This is a genomic window from Streptomyces sp. NBC_00377, assembly GCF_036075115.1.
Classification (GTDB): domain Bacteria; phylum Actinomycetota; class Actinomycetes; order Streptomycetales; family Streptomycetaceae; genus Streptomyces.
Window position 1 is genome coordinate 3005215 of sequence record NZ_CP107958.1, and the last position, 15393, is coordinate 3020607.

The 15393-nt window shown below is 72.8% G+C and carries 9 protein-coding genes; 7 read left to right on the plus strand and 2 right to left on the minus strand.

What is annotated here, in order from left to right; translation table 11 throughout:
* The first annotated feature begins 48 nt into the window (after window positions 1–48).
* The 7 genes from OHS71_RS13465 (at window position 49) to OHS71_RS13495 (ending at window position 12431) form a co-directional block, all read left to right on the plus strand.
* Entirely contained in the window at window positions 49–1935 is a 1887-nt protein-coding gene (locus tag OHS71_RS13465; RefSeq protein ID WP_328479621.1) for an ABC transporter ATP-binding protein, read from the plus strand.
* Complete coding sequence (locus tag OHS71_RS13470; protein ID WP_328479622.1) at window positions 1932–3791, plus strand: ABC transporter ATP-binding protein; 1860 nt, start codon at window positions 1932–1934, stop codon at window positions 3789–3791. The genes OHS71_RS13465 and OHS71_RS13470 overlap by 4 nt, the downstream gene beginning before the upstream one ends.
* Window positions 3792–3828: 37 nt before the next feature.
* On the plus strand, window positions 3829–5646 hold the full coding sequence (locus tag OHS71_RS13475; protein ID WP_328479623.1) for an ABC transporter ATP-binding protein: 1818 nt from the start codon (window positions 3829–3831) through the stop codon (window positions 5644–5646).
* On the plus strand, window positions 5643–7448 hold the full coding sequence (locus OHS71_RS13480) for an ABC transporter ATP-binding protein (RefSeq protein ID WP_328479624.1): 1806 nt from the start codon (window positions 5643–5645) through the stop codon (window positions 7446–7448). Before OHS71_RS13475 ends, OHS71_RS13480 begins: the two co-directional genes overlap by 4 nt.
* A 359-nt stretch (window positions 7449–7807) precedes the next feature.
* Window positions 7808–9856: a M4 family metallopeptidase gene (locus tag OHS71_RS13485; RefSeq protein ID WP_443046932.1), complete on the plus strand. Its 2049-nt coding sequence runs from the start codon at window positions 7808–7810 to the stop codon at window positions 9854–9856.
* Between the two features lie 319 nt (window positions 9857–10175).
* Window positions 10176–11840: a M4 family metallopeptidase gene (locus tag OHS71_RS13490; protein ID WP_328479626.1), complete on the plus strand. Its 1665-nt coding sequence runs from the start codon at window positions 10176–10178 to the stop codon at window positions 11838–11840.
* 72 nt (window positions 11841–11912) lie between these two features.
* A complete protein-coding gene (locus OHS71_RS13495) occupies window positions 11913–12431 on the plus strand; it encodes a DUF1990 domain-containing protein (protein WP_328479627.1) in 519 nt (172 codons plus the stop codon).
* Window positions 12432–12542: 111 nt separating this feature from the next.
* Here OHS71_RS13495 and OHS71_RS13500 read toward each other — a convergent pair whose 3' ends face one another.
* Window positions 12543–13760 carry a vWA domain-containing protein gene (locus tag OHS71_RS13500; RefSeq protein ID WP_328484497.1) on the minus strand — a complete coding sequence of 406 codons (1218 nt, stop codon included), beginning with the start codon at window positions 13758–13760 and terminating at the stop codon, window positions 12543–12545.
* A gap of 245 nt (window positions 13761–14005) precedes the next feature.
* Window positions 14006–15304: an AAA family ATPase gene (locus OHS71_RS13505; RefSeq protein WP_328479628.1), complete on the minus strand. Its 1299-nt coding sequence runs from the start codon at window positions 15302–15304 to the stop codon at window positions 14006–14008.
* Window positions 15305–15393: the final 89 nt, after the last annotated feature.

The following is a 15393-nucleotide window of genomic DNA, read 5'->3' on the forward strand; positions in this document are numbered from 1 at the left end:
GCCAAAACCCGGTGGGCGATGTCAGTGCCGGTCCGTAGGCTCGCGGTGATGGCCCATACACGTGCAACCACCCCCGACCGCTCCGCCGTACGCTCCCTGCTGCGCCTGTGGCCGTATGTCCGGCCCGTGCGGATACGGCTGTTCGCTGCCGCCTTCGTCGCCGTGCTCGCCTCCTGTACGGGGCTGGTCATCCCGCTCGTCCTGAAGTGGATGGTGGACGGCCCCGTCGCCGACCGGGACACGGCCGGCGTCTGGCTCGGCGGGCTCTGCCTGCTGCTGCTCGGGTCCGCGGAGGCGCTGCTGTTCGGGATGCGCCGCTGGCTGGTGGCGCGGCCGCTGTCGCACGTCGAGGCGGAGATGCGGGCGGACCTGTACGGGCGGCTCCAGCGGCTGCCGGTGGCCTTCCACGACCGGTGGCCCTCGGGGCAGTTGCTGTCCCGGGCCACGGCCGATCTGGGCCTGGTGCGGATGTTCCTCGCGTTCCCCCTGACGTTTTTGCTGGTCAACTCGGTGACGATCGTCGTCGGCGTCATCATCATGCTGCTTCAGGACTGGACACTCGGGCTGGTCATCCTCGGGCCGGCCATACCGGTCGTCGTGATGTGCGTGTACTTCGAGAAGCGGTACGCGGTCGTGGCGCGGCGCGCCCAGGACCAGGTCGGCGACCTGACGACGGTGGTCGAGGAGAGCGTCCTCGGGATCAGGATCATCAAGGGCTTCGGGCGGCACCGGAGCCAGGCGCGGGCCTTCCGTGAGCTGACTTCGACGCTGCGCGGCACGGAGCTGCGCAAGGCCCGGCTGCTGGCGACGATCTGGGCCGTCATCGTGACGCTCCCGGAACTGGCCATCGGGGCGGCTCTGGTGCTGGGCGCGGTGCAGGTGGCGGACGGCGAGCTGTCGGCGGGCACCCTGGTCGCCTTCCTGTCCACCGCGCTCGCGCTGCGCTGGCCGGTGGACTCGATCGGGTTCCTGCTGGCGATGAGCCAGGAGGCGGCGACGGCGACGGAGCGGTACTTCGAGGTGATGGACGAGGCGCCGGAGGAGCCGGGTGGCCGGACCGGGCAGGCCCGCACGGCCGACGGCGGGCTGCGCTTCGACGGCGTCACCTTCCGCTATCCCGACGCCTCCCCCGACTCCGCGCCCGCCCTCGACGGCGTCGACCTGCACATCCGGCCCGGCGAGTCCATGGCGCTGGTCGGTGCGACCGGCAGCGGGAAGACCACGCTCACGGCCCTCGTCCCCCGGCTCCACGAGGTGACCGCCGGCCGGATCACCCTCGACGGCGAGGACATCACCGCGCTGTCCCGTGAGGAGCTGCGGGCGCGGGTCGCCGTCGCCTTCGAGGAGCCGACCCTGTTCTCCGCGAGCGTGGGGGAGAACGTCCTCATGGGCGCGTCGGACAGTGCGGGCGCCGTCGAGCTGGAACGGGCCCTGGGCGTCGCGCAGGCCGCGTTCGTGCACGCGCTGCCGCAGGGCGTCGAGACCCAGGTGGGCGAGCAGGGGCTCAGTCTCTCCGGCGGACAGCGCCAGCGTCTCGCGCTGGCCAGAGCCGTCGTGGGGCAGCCCCGGTTCCTCGTCCTGGACGACCCTCTGTCGGCGCTGGATGTACACACCGAGGCCGCCGTGGAGGCCGCGCTGCGGCAGGTCCTCGCCGACACCACCGCGCTGATCGTGGCGCACCGCCCGTCCACCGTCCTCCTGGCGGACCGCGTGGCCCTGCTGTCCGGGGGGCGGGTCACCGCCGTGGGCACCCACCAGGAACTGCTGCGCACCAACACCGAGTACGCCCACCTCATGTCCGGAGAGCGGTCCGGCCGCACGTCCGGGGACCGATCGCGGGAGCAGTCGCGGGACCGGTCACCAGATCCACCACGTGACCGATCACCGGACCGGTCCGCGCAACCGTCAGGGGAACAGGAGGCCGACCGCCGATGACCGCCCCCACCACCACGTCCCCCACCACCGACGACGCCTCGGAGGTCTCCCGTCGGGCCGCCGTCGGCGACCCCTTCGACAAGGACGTCCTGCCCACACCGCCCGGCGCCACCGGCGCGCTCCTGCGTTCCCTGCTGGCGCCGATGAGGGGGCGCGTCGCCCTCACCTCTCTCCTTCTGCTGCTCCAGCAGGCGGCCGTGCAGGCCGGCCCGCTGCTGGTGGCGTACGCCATCGACCGCGCCGTACCGGCGTTCCGGGCCGACGACCAGGGGCCGCTGGTCGCGGTGGGAGCCGGCTATCTGCTGTGCGCGCTGGCCGCCGGCGGACTCCAGTACACGTTCCTGATCGCCTCCGCCCGCGTCAGCCAGGACGTGCTGCTCGACCTGCGCGGCCGGATCTTCCGGCACGCGCAGGCGCTGAGCCTCGACTTCCACGAGCGCTACACCTCGGGCCGGCTGATCTCCCGCTCCACCAGTGACGTGGAGGCCCTGCGCGAGCTCCTCAACGAGGGTCTTCAGGAACTCGTGACGGTCGTGCTGTCCTTCGTGTTCATCTCCGCGATGCTGCTCTGGCTGGACCTGGGCCTGGGCGCCGTCGCGGTGGCGTCCTTCGTGCCGCTGTACCTTCTCGTGCGCGTCTACCAGCGGCGCGCGGGCCAGGTGTACACCGCCCGCTCCACGGCGATCGCGGCCGTGATCGTGAAGTTCGTGGAGACGATGAACGGCATCCGGCCGGTGCGCGCGTTCCGCCGCGAGGCCGTCAACGACGCCGGTTTCCGCGTCCTTAACCGGCGGCACGAGCGCAGGAACGGCGACGCGCTCCTCGAGATGGCCCGGTACGTCGTCGGGTCGCGGCTGGTCGCCAACACGGCCGTCGCGGCGATCGTCGTCTGGGGCGCGATGCGGGTCGCGGACGACTCGCTGGAACTGGGTGTGCTGGCGGCGGCCGTGCTGTATCTGCGGCGGCTGTACGACCCGATCGACCGGCTCGCCATGTTCCTCAACTCCTACCAGTCGGCGGGCGCCTCGCTGGAGAAGATCGCGGGGCTGCTCGCGCAGACGCCGTCCGTGCCGGAGCCGTCGGCGCCCAGGGAGCTCCCTCCGCTCGAGGGTGAGCTGCCCGGCCGGCAGGTCGTGTTCGACGGCGTCTCCTTCGGCTACCGCACGGGGGGCGAGGTCCTCCCCCGGTTCGACCTGACCCTTCCCGCCGGACAGACCGTCGCCGTGGTCGGCTCGACCGGCGCGGGCAAGTCCACGCTGGCCAAGCTGCTCGCCCGGTTCTACGACCCGTCCGCGGGGCAGGTGCTGCTGGACGGGGTCGATCTGCGCGAGCTGGCCATGCCCGAGCTGCGGCGCGGGGTGGTCATGGTGACGCAGGAGGCGTTCCTGTTCTCCGGCACGGTCGCCGAGAACATCGCCATCGGGCGCCCGGAGGCGAGCCGGGAGGAGATCGAGCGGGCCGCGAAGGGCATCGGCGCGCACGAGTTCATCAGCGCCCTCCCCGACGGCTACGACACCGACGTCCGCAAACGCGGTGGCCGCATCTCCGCCGGGCAGCGCCAACTGGTCGCTTTCGCAAGGGCGTTGCTCGCCGATCCGGCGGTGCTGATCCTCGACGAGGCGACCAGCTCGCTCGACGTCCCCGGCGAGCGGGCCGTGCAGGCGGCGATGGCGACGGTGCTGAAGGGCCGCACGGCGGTGGTGATCGCGCACCGGCTCTCCACCGTGGAGATCGCCGACCGCGTCCTGGTCATGGAGCACGGGCGGATCGTCGAGGACGGCACTCCGGCCGAGTTGATCGCCGGCACCGGCCGGTTCGCCGACCTGCACCGGGCCTGGCGCGACAGTCTGGCATAGGCATCCGGGGGACGACAGGGGCCGGAAGGACGAGTGGATGGTCGACGCGTACGAGGATCCCGGCACGCCCGACCGCCGGGGCGGCTGGGCGTATCTGGCGTGGCTGGTGCGCTGCCAGCCCTGGCGGTCGCTGGCCGGGGCGGTGCTGGCCAGCGTCTGGATGGTGCTGCTGGCCGTGGCGCCGTACCTGCTGTCGAAGGCGGTGGACGACGGTCTCGAACCCGGTGACACGGCGGCCCTGGCCGGCTGGACGACGGCCCTGTTCGTCGTGGGCGCGCTCAACGCGTGGGTGAGCATCATGCGGCACCGCACGATGACACGGGTCCGCATGGACGCCTACCTCCGCACCACCAAGGTCGTCGTCGGGCACACGGTGCGGCTCGGCGCGGCGCTGCCGGGCCGGATGGGGACCGGGGAGGTCGTCACCATCGGGGTGAGCGACGTGCACACGATCGCGGGCGCCCTGACGGTGGTGGGGCCGGGCGTCGGTTCGGTCGTCGTCTACGTCTTCGTCGCCGGGCTGCTGCTGTCCGTCTCGCCGCTGCTCGCGGCCGTCGTGCTGCTGGGGATGCCGGTGGTCGCGGTGATGGTCGGGCCGCTGATGTCGCGGTTGCAGGGCACGGAGTCCGAGTACCGGGAGCGGCAGGGCGTGCTCACCGCGCGGATCGGCGATCTCGCCGGCGGGCTGCGGGTCCTCAACGGGTTCGGGGGCAAGGAGCTGTTCGCGGACTCCTTCGGCCGCGACTCTCAGCGGCTGCGGGCGCAGGGCTACCGGGTGGGCTCGGTCACCAGCTGGATGCAGGCGCTCGGGGTGGGACTGCCGACGCTGTTCCTCGCCGTGGTGACCTGGCTGGCGGCCCGGCTCGCCGCCCGCGGTGACATGACCGTGGGCGAGTTGGTGTCGGTGTACGGCTATGTGGCGGTCCTGATCGGCCCGGTGGCGTTCCTCGTCGACATGGGCTACCAGCTCAGCAGGGGCGTGGTGGCCGCGCGCCGCGTCGTACGGCTGCTGCGACTGGAGCCGGACCCCGGCACCGGCGCCGGCCCCGGGGCCGCCGACGCGCCCGCCGAGCCGTCGGTGCTGCATGATCCCGCCTCGGGCGTGCGGGTGGCGCCGGGCCGGCTGACCGCGCTGGTCGGTGCGCGGCACGCGGAGGTGACCGCCGTCGTGGACCGGCTCGGCCGGTACGGGCCCTCGGACGTCACCTGGGGCGCGGTACGACTGGACGCCGTCCCGCTGGACCAGGTCAGGGCGCGGATCCTGGTCGCCGACAACGAGGCCGACCTGTTCGCCGGCAGTCTGCGCGAGGTGGTGGGCGGACGGCGCGAGCCCTCCCCGGCGGAGATCGCACAGGCGGTGCGGGCGGCGGCGGCCGACGACATCGTGCAGGGTCTGACGGAGGGGCTCGCATCGCCCGTGACCGCACAGGGCCGCAGCCTCTCCGGGGGCCAGCGGCAGCGGGTCCGGCTGGTGCGGGCGCTGCTCGCCGACGCCGAGGTGCTGCTGGCCGTCGAGCCCACGTCGGCGCTCGACGCTCACACGGAGGCGGCGGTCGCCCGGCGGCTGCGCGCGGCCCGCGCCGGCCGGACCACGGTCGTGACCACCACCTCCCCGCTGGTCCTGGACCAGGCGGAGACCGTGCACTACCTGGTCGACGGGAAGGTCGCGGCGACCGGCCGCCATCACGACCTGCTGGAGCGGGAGCCGGGCTACCGCGCGTTGGTGGCGCGGGACGCCGACGGCGCCGATCAGGACGCCGAACGGGACACGCGGGCGGTTACGGGCGGTTCTCCGGGAGCGGGGACGGGCGCGGACGCGGACAACGGCGCCGACGCCGAGGGGGCTGTGCGATGACGGTGGCCGACGGGCCCTCGGGACGGCTGCCGGTCGCCGAGCCCGCCGACGTGCGCCGGGCAGCGGTGCGGTTGCTGCGGGCCGACCGGCGGGCCTTCGCCGGCGCTCTCGCCCTCAACGTGCTCGCCGCCGGGGCCGGGCTGGCGGGCCCGTGGCTGCTGGGGCGGATCATCGACGAGGTGCGGGCCGGCCACGGCACCGGGGCCGTGGACCGGCTGGCCGCGGCCATCCTGGTGTGCGCGGTCGCGCAACTGCTGCTGGCACGCTGGGCGCGGTACGCGGGGCACCGCTTCGGCGAGCGGACGCTGGCGCGGGTGCGGGAGGAGTTCGTGGGGCGGGCGCTGGCGCTGCCCGCCTCGGTGGTGGAGCGGGCGGGCACCGGCGATCTGACCACGCGTGGCACGGCCGACGTGGCGGCCGTGGGCACGACCCTGCGGGACGCCGGGCCCGAGCTGCTGGTCTGCACGGTCCAGGCGCTGGTCACGCTCGGCGCGGTGTTCGTCATCGATCCGCTGCTCGGCGCGATCGGAGTGCTGGGACTGACCCCGATCTGGTTCGCGCTGCGCTGGTATCTGCGGCGGGCCCGCGCGGCCTACCTCGCGGAGGGCGCGGCGACCTCCGAGGTCGCCGAGATCGTCGCCGCCACCGCGTCCGGCGCGCGGACGGTCGAGGCGTTCCGGCTCCAGGAACGGCGGACGGCGGCGAGCCGGGACGCGCTGGAGGTTTCGCGTCGCACCCGATTGCGCACCCTGTACCTGCGCACCGTCTTCTTCCCGGTGATCGAGGTGTCGTACACACTGCCGGTGGCGGGCGTGCTGCTGCTGGGCGGCGCCCTGCACGCGCGGGGTGCGATGAGCCTCGGCGCGGTGGTGGCGGCGGCCCTGTACCTGCGGCAGTTCACCGAACCGCTCGACCAGATCCTGCTGCGCGTCGAGCAGTTCCAGAGCAGTGGCGCCTCGTTCGCGCGGGTGGAGGGCCTGGCCCGGGCGCCGCGGGCCGAGCAGGACGCGGGGGCGCCCGTCCCGGCGGACGACCGGATCGACGTGACGGGCCTGCGGTACGCCTACGAGCACGGCGGCGAGGTGCTGCGCGGGGTCGACCTGACCGTGCGGCCCGGCGAGCGGCTCGCTGTGGTCGGCCCGTCCGGCGCGGGCAAGACCACGCTGAGCAGACTGCTCGCCGGCGTGGACGCGCCGAGCGCCGGCACCGTGACGGTGGGCGGGGTGCCGGTCGCGGACCTGGCGCCCGGGACGCTGCGCCGGCAGGTCGTGCTCGTCACGCAGGAACACCACGTCTTCCTCGGTACCGTCCGCGACAACCTGCTGATCGCCGAACCGACCGCGAGCGACGCACAGTTGTGGGCGGCGCTGGCCGCGGTCGGCGCCGCCGACTGGGTCCGTGAGCTGCCCGGCGGCCTCGACGCCGAGCTCGGCGGGGCCGGTCGGCGTACGGACGGCTCGCAGGCCCAGCAACTCGCCCTGGCCCGGGTGGTGCTGGCCGACCCGCACACGCTGATCCTGGACGAGGCGACGGCCCTGCTCGATCCGGCCACCGCCCGGCACACCGAACGCGCCCTGGCCGCCGTGCTGCGGGGCCGGACCGTCATCGCCATCGCCCATCGCCTGCACACCGCGCACGACGCGGACCGGGTCGCCGTGATGCAGGACGGCCGCCTCACCGAACTCGGCACGCACGAGGCGCTGGTGACGGGGGACGGGGCGTACGCGGCACTGTGGCGGACGTGGCACGGGGAGCCCGGGGAGAGCGCTGACGGCCGAGGCCGGTCCCCGGGCAGTCCCTGAAGCCCGCTATGCCGTCACGGCGTACGCGTCGCCGTCCTCGCCGCCGGCTCCCCAAGTGACTTTGCCGCGAGCGGACTTCGGGGAAAACGCCTACCGAAAACCACCGTCCGAATATCGAACATGAATTCTCGGACAACGAACAGTTTCCGGCCAACTTCCTGACGCGCTCCTGACAGACAGCGCAATCCACTGCCACTCTTCCCACTGCTGGTTCACAGCAACCCCACAGCTACAGCCGCTTCATGTGCACGCTCCACGTTCCGCCTTTGTTCTGCGTACCGCCTTTGTCGTGCCCGCACGGCTCACCCGCCGTCGGGTCTCCCCTGGCCGCGTGACCCGCGGCCGCGCAGAAGGAGTCAGTGTTGAGCAGCAGTCCCTCTCGCAGACGCACCCCCCACACCTCCCGTCGTGCCGCGGCCGTCGCCCTCGTCGGCGTCTCCGCGCTCATCGCCGCCGCCGTCCAGTCGGGCGCCGCTGTCGCCGCCCAGGAGAAGGCACCGCAGGCGGCGGGCCGGGCGAACCCGGGCGCCGAGTCGGTTCGCCTCACCCCGGCCCAGCGCGCCGCGCTGATACGCGACGCGGACGCCGGCAAGGTGGCGACCGCCAAGGAGCTGGGCCTCGGCGCCAAGGAGGCGCTCGTCGTCCGTGACGTCGTCAAGGACGCCGACGGCACCCTGCACACCCGCTACGAGCGCACCTACGGCGGGCTGCCGGTCCTGGGCGGCGACCTGGTCGTCGAGACCGCGAAGTCCGGCGCCACCGAGGGCGTCACCAGGGCCACCAGGGCGGCCATCAAGGTCGCGTCGCTCACACCGGCCGTCAGCGCGGCCAAGGCGCAGAAGCAGGCGCTCGGCCTCGCCAGGGCCGCCGGCGCCGACAGGGCGGCCACCGACCAGGCGCCGCGCAAGGTGATCTGGGCGGCGAACGGCACACCGGTCCTCGCGTACGAGACGGTCGTCGGAGGCCTCCAGGAGGACGGCACCCCGAACGAGCTGCACGTCATCACCGACGCGACCACCGGCAAGAAGCTCTACGAGTACCAGGGCGTCGAGACCGGTACCGGCAACACCATGTACAGCGGCCAGGTCACCCTGGGCACCACGCAGTCGGGGTCGACGTACAACCTGACCGACGCGGCGCGGGGCGCGCACAAGACGTACAACCTCAACCGCGGCACCTCCGGCACCGGCACGCTCTTCTCGGGCCCGGACGACATCTGGGGCAACGGGGCCGCGTCGAACACGGAGACGGCGGCGGCCGACGCGCACTACGGCGCGGCCCTGACGTGGGACTACTACAAGAACGTGCACGGCCGTTCCGGCATCAGGGGCGACGGTGTCGGCGCGTACTCCCGGGTCCACTACGGCAACAACTACGTCAACGCGTTCTGGCAGGACAGCTGCTTCTGCATGACCTACGGCGACGGTTCGGGCAACACCCACCCGCTCACCGCCATCGACGTGGCCGGCCACGAGATGACGCACGGCGTCACCGCCAACACCGCGGGCCTGAACTACAGCGGCGAGTCCGGCGGCCTCAACGAGGCCACCTCGGACATCTTCGGCACCTCGGTCGAGTTCTACGCCCAGAACTCCTCGGACGTCGGTGACTACCTCATCGGCGAGGAGATCGACATCAACGGCGACGGCTCGCCGCTGCGTTACATGGACAAGCCGAGCAAGGACGGCGCGTCCAAGGACAGCTGGTACTCGGGGATCGGGTCGGTGGACGTCCACTACTCGTCCGGCCCGGCGAACCACTTCTTCTACCTGCTGAGCGAGGGCAGCGGCGCCAAGGTCATCAACGGCGTGAGCTACAACTCGCCGACCTCGGACGGCCTTCCGGTCACCGGCATCGGCCGGGACAAGGCGGAGAAGATCTGGTTCCGCGCGCTGAGCACGAAGTTCACCTCGACCACCAACTACGCGGCGGCCCGCACCGGCACGCTCGCGGCGGCCGGTGAGCTGTACGGCACGACCTCCACCGAGTACAAGGCGGTGCAGGACGCGTGGGCCGGCGTGGCGGTCGGCGCCCGTTCCGGCGGAGGCGGCGGTGGCGGCACCTCCTTCGAGAACACCGCCGACGTATCGATTCCGGACAACGGGGCGGCGGTCACCTCCTCGGTCACCGTCTCCGGCCGGACCGGCAACGCGCCTTCGAACCTCGCGGTGGCGGTCGACATCGTGCACACCTACATCGGTGACCTCCAGGTGCAGCTGGTGGCTCCGGACGGTACGGCGTACACGCTGAAGGCGTACGGCACCGGCGGGAGCACGGACAACATCAACACCACCTACACCGTGAACGCCTCCTCCGAAGTCGCCAACGGCGTATGGCAGTTGCGGGTCCAGGACAACGCGGCCCGGGACACCGGCTACATCAACAGCTTCAAGCTGACCTTCCCGTAGGCCAGGAGGCCCGCACGGGCCGCGCACAGCCGCCGCAGAGGCACCGCACAGGTCGCCGTCCCGGAGGTCCGACTCCCCCGGGGCGGCGTCCCCTTTTTGCCGGTGCCTTACCTACGCCCTGTTGGTCTTTTACCGAGGTCAAGTCCGTTTACATTCCCGCAATGTTCACCCGGGAGTTGGTTTTCAGCCAACATCACTTCGGGGTCCTGACATGTACGCGCCTTGATGCCAGTCTTCGTGTCAACCGCCGCACAACTTCACAACCGTCACGGCCGGCCGCCCCACGCCGACCGGGCACCCCCACATCCAAGGAGCTTGTGTGACCTCCCTCTACGCGCGTCACAAGCGCACCACTCTGGCCATCGCCACCGCCGTCGCGGCCGGAGCCCTGGTCACCACCGGACTGACCTCCGGCACCGCCGCCGCCCAGACCCCGGCGGAGTCCTCCGGCAAGTCCGTCCCGCTGGCCGCACCGGTCCAGCTGTCGGCCGCCGCCCGCACGACGCTGATCAAGCAGCAGCAGGCCGACGCGCCCGAGACCGCCCAGGCGATAGGTCTCGGCGTGAAGGAGAAGCTCGTCGTCAAGGACGTCGTCAAGGACGCCGACGGCACGGTGCACACCCGGTACGAGCGCACCTACGCGGGCCTGCCGGTCCTCGGCGGCGACCTCGTCGTGCACGAGTCGGCGACCGGCGCGGCCAAGGGAGTCACCAAGGCGAACACGGCCACCATCAAGGTGGCGACGCTGACCCCGAAGGTCGCCGCCGCCAAGGCCGAGACGCAGGCCCTCACCGCCGCCAAGGCAGTGGGCTCCGAGGCCGCCTCGGCGGACCAGGCCCCCCGCAAGGTCATCTGGGCAGCGAACGGAACCCCGGTCCTCGCCTTCGAGACGGTCGTCGGCGGCCTCCAGGACGACGGCACCCCGAGCGAGCTGCACGTCATCACCGACGCGGCCACCGGCAAGAAGCTCTACGAGTACCAGGGCATCGAGACCGGCACCGGCAAGAGCCTCTACTCGGGCACGGTCACTCTCGGCACGACCAAGTCGGGCACGACGTACAACCTGACCGACGGCACGCGCGGCGGCCACAAGACGTACAACAAGTCGCACGGCACCTCCTCCTCCGCGGGCACCCTGTTCACCGACGCGGACGACACGTGGGGCACCGGCGCGGCCTCCAGCTCCACCGCCGACCAGACGGCCGCCGTCGACGCCGCCTACGGCGCGCAGGTCACCTGGGACTTCTACAAGTCCACGTTCGGCCGCAGCGGCATCAAGAACAACGGCGTCGCCGCCTACTCCCGCGTCCACTACGGCAACGCGTACGTCAACGCGTTCTGGGACGACAGCTGCTTCTGCATGACGTACGGCGACGGCGACGGCAACACCCACCCGCTGACCTCGCTGGACGTGGCCGGCCACGAGATGAGCCACGGCGTCACCTCGAACACGGCGGGCCTCAACTACAGCGGCGAGTCCGGCGGCCTCAACGAGGCCACCTCGGACATCTTCGGCACGGGCGTGGAGTTCTACGCGGCCAACTCCAACGACGTCGGTGACTACCTCATCGGCGAGGAGATCGACATCAACGGCGACGGCTCGCCGCTTCGCTACATGGACAAGCCCAGCAAGGACGGCGGCTCGGCGGACTCCTGGTCCTCCACCGTCGGCAACAAGGACGTCCACTACTCGTCCGGTGTCGCGAACCACTTCTTCTACCTCCTCTCGGAGGGCAGCGGCGCGAAGACGATCAACGGCGTGAGCTACAACTCGCCCACGTCCAACGGCTCCACGGTCACCGGCATCGGCCGCGCCAAGGCGCTCCAGATCTGGTACAAGGCGCTGACGACCTACTTCACGTCGACGACGAACTACAAGTCGGCGCGGACGGGCACCCTCAGCGCGGCCTCGGCGCTGTACGGCTCCACCAGCACCGAGTACAAGGCGGTGGCGGCGGCCTGGTCGGCGGTCAACGTCAGCTGACCCCTGCCTGATTGCTCATGGGCGGCACCCGGGAGGAAGGCATCCCCGGGTGCCGCCCTACGCTTGGGCCCCATGTCTGAGCAGGACTTCACCTACACCGACGTCGGCGCGACCCGCGACCTCCCCGGCCAGTGCCCTGCGGGCTTCCGCCCGCTCCACGTCCGCACCCGTCTCGGCGAGGGCCACGAGGTCTTCCGCCGCGCCGCGGAAGCGGTCATGACCTGGGAGATGCACCGCGCGCTGGGCGTCGGCATCGACGCCTCGGCGGACCGCGCCGCCCCGGCCGTCGACGTCACGGTCACGCTGGCAGGGCTCATAAAAGCCCCCTGCCGAGTGGTGTGGACGGTGGACGAACACCGGCGGGCCGGCTGGGCCTACGGAACCCTCCCCGGCCACCCCGAATGCGGTGAGGAGTCCTTCGTCGTCGACCGCACGGGAGACGGCACGGTCTGGCTGACGGTCTCCGCCTTCAGCAAGGGCGCGAAGTGGTACGCGAAGGCCGCCGGCCCGGCCGCTCGCGGCCTTCAGCAGGCGTACGCACGACGGTGCGGTCTGGTCCTGCGGGGCCTGAGCGGCGGCGAGGAGTCGTAGCGGACGCGAGGCCGGCCCCGGCCCCGACCCTGACCCCGGCCCCGTCCTCACTCGGCGCTCGGCGCTCGGCGCTCGGCGCTCGGCGACGTGTCCCGCCCCCTGCCCCCACCCCTAGCCGATCTCCACCACCCGCGCCCAGGCGGGTGGGGTGTCCGGGACGTAGTCGGGGTTGTTCTCCATGTACGCGCTCGGACCACGGGGGAACAGACCGACCACCGTGCGGCAGGCCGGGCGGGTTTGCGGCCAGGGGGTCTGGCCGTCGGTGAGGACGACGACCGCGTCAGGGCGGGGCGTCGTGCGCAGTGCCTTGGCGAAGCCGGCGCGCAGATCCGTTCCGCCGCCGCCCAGCAGGGGGATCCCCTCGCCACGGCACAGCGTGTGCACGAACCCGGCCGAGGCGTCGCACGGCACCACGGTGACCAGGTCGCGACGGCCGCCCACCGCGCGGGCGATCGCGGCGACCTCCAGGAGCGCGCTGCCCAGTTCGGCGTCGCTGACCGATCCCGAGGTGTCGATGACCACGCAGACCCGGGGCGGTCTGCGGCGCAGGCTCGGCAGGACGACCCCGGGGAGACCCGCCGAGCGGCGCGCCGGACGGCCGTAACTGTAGTCCTCGCCCGCGCCCGGTCCGGAGGTCGCCGAACGGACGGCCGCGCCCAGCAACTCCCGCCACGGCTGCGTCGGGTGGAACGCCTCCTCCGCCCACCTCTTCCACTGCTTCGGGGCACGTCCCGGCCTGCCGTTGATGCCCTGCGCCACCCGGAACCGGACGGCGTCCCGTTCCTCCTTGCTGAGCCCCTCCGCGCCGTCGGGACCCAGTTCCCACTCCCGGTCCAGTCCGTCGGCGCCGCTCCCGCAGTCCAGCCAGGAGAGCCCCTCCGTGTGCGGCCCGAGCCGGAACCGGGTGAGGTACTCCTCCATCAGCTCCCCCTCCGGCAGCCCCAACGACGCGGGCCGGACAGCGCCTTCGGGCTCCACCAGCCCGTCCCCGAACGCGTCGTCGTTGATCTCGCAGTCGGCGGCGATGTTCATCCGCAGCCGCTCACCCGGTCCGGTCAGTCCGTGCTGCCGGGCGAACCGGTCACTGCGCCCGTGGTGGTCGCGGAGCAGATGCGACACCTCGTGCACCCACACCGCGGCCAGGTCCTCCACCGGCATGCGGTCCACGAACGCGGGTGAGGCGTAGCAGCGCCAGTGCCGGTCGACGGCCATCGTCGGCACCTGCCGCGACGCGACGACATGCAGGGCGAACAGCGCCGTCGCCAGATAGGGCCGCACACGAGCCGCCTGGAGCCGGGCGGCGAGGAGCTTGTCCAGGTCCAGGGCCAGGGCAGGGTCCGAGCTCGGGGTGGGGCTCGTGTTCGGGCTCGGGCTCGGGGTGGGGCTCGGGCTCGGGCGCAGCGGCGGGGAAGGGGCCGCCTCGGGAGCGATGGCCGGTTCTGGTCCCGGTGCCGGGTCCGAGACCGGGCGCAGGTCATGGCCCGGTTCCGGAACCGGGCCCGGAACCGGGTCAAGGCCCGAGCCCGGCACCGGCACCCGCGTCCGCGTCCGCGTCCGGGTCGTCGTCGGCTCGCTCACCGGCCCGCCCTCGCGGTCCCGGCGAGACGTGCCGTCGCCCGGTCCGCCCCGCGGTCCGCCCGCCGTGAGAGGGCCACGGCGCCGGCGAGGCCCTCGATCGCGGCGGGGACGTCCCAGCCCTCCCGGCGGAGGGCGGCGAGGGTGGTCGCGGGGACGACCACCAGGTCAGGGGCGCCGCTCTCCACCGCCTTGACCAGCAGCGCCCATGCCGCGTCCCAGCGGGACCGGTCCGGCCGGGCGCGAACCGCCGCCACGACGCCGTCGAGCACGGCCTGGCGCAGATCGCCCCGCTCGGGCAGTTCGGCACCCGCAGGGTCGGCGAGCAACGTCTCGGGATCGGGCAGATCCAGCCGGTCCAGACTGGCCAGCAGCTCCAGTCCCGGCCCGTCCCCGACCGTGCCCCGGACCAGCTGGGACAGCACGTCGCGGGAGGAGCCGGCGGCGGTCGCGAAAGCGATCAGGCTCAGGGTCATGTCCCAGCTGCGGGGCGACGGCCAGGGCCCGCCCCGCCGGGCCTCCCCGCTCGGCAGCCGGTGCACGAGCGCGGGCCGGGCGGCGAGCAGCCCGCACACCGCGCGCCGGGCGAAGTCCACGGCCTCCGCCAGCTTCGCGGGGTCGAGCCGGGGCAGGGTCGCCCGGGGCCAGGTGCCGCCGAGGCCCCGTACGACGACCTCGTGGTCATGGACCCACTGGAGGTGCACGAACCGGTTGGCCAGCGGCGGGCTCAGTTCCCAGCCGTCGGCCGCCGAGGACCGCGGGTTGGCGGCGGCCACGATCCGGACGCCGGGCGGCAGTTGCAGCGAGCCGATCCGTCGTTCGAGCACGAGACGGAGCAGCGCGGCCTGCACGGCGGGCGGAGCGGTGGACAGCTCGTCGAGGAACAGCAGCCCTTTCCCGGCCCGCACCAGCCGCACCGCCCAGTCCGGCGGGGCCATCGGAACGCCCTGTTCGGCGGGATCGTCCCCGACTACGGGCAGCCCCGAGAAGTCCGACGGCTCGTGGACGCTCGCGATGACGGTGGTGAGCGGCAGGTCCAGGGAGGCGGCGAGCTGGGTCAGGGCGGCGGTCTTGCCGATACCGGGCTCGCCCCAGAGCAGTACGGGCAGGTCGGCGGCCACGGCCAGGGTCAGGGCCTCGAGCTGGCTGTCGGGACGGGGTTCGGTGGTGGAGTCGCGGAGCAGGGACAACAGGTCCGCGGCGACGTCGAGTTGGGACGACGCGCGGCGAGCCGGGTCACCTGGTGCGAACGGGTCGGAGGGGGCGTCGACGAGGGCGGACGGGGTGCACGTGGGCATGGGTGATCACCTTTCGGAGTCGGTGGGATGCGGCCGCCGCCGGCTGAAAGCCGAGGGCGGGAGCCCAGGACTGGGGTGGGAGCCAGGGG

Coding starts and splice junctions, on each gene's coding strand:
- OHS71_RS13495 (WP_328479627.1), top strand. CDS start 11,913: ATGTCTGAGCAGGACTTCACCTACACCGACGTCGGCGCGACCCGCGAC.
- OHS71_RS13475 (WP_328479623.1), top strand. CDS start 3,829: ATGGTCGACGCGTACGAGGATCCCGGCACGCCCGACCGCCGGGGCGGC.
- OHS71_RS13470 (WP_328479622.1), top strand. CDS start 1,932: ATGACCGCCCCCACCACCACGTCCCCCACCACCGACGACGCCTCGGAG.
- OHS71_RS13465 (WP_328479621.1), top strand. CDS start 49: ATGGCCCATACACGTGCAACCACCCCCGACCGCTCCGCCGTACGCTCC.
- OHS71_RS13480 (WP_328479624.1), top strand. CDS start 5,643: ATGACGGTGGCCGACGGGCCCTCGGGACGGCTGCCGGTCGCCGAGCCC.
- OHS71_RS13505 (WP_328479628.1), bottom strand. CDS start 15,304: ATGCCCACGTGCACCCCGTCCGCCCTCGTCGACGCCCCCTCCGACCCG.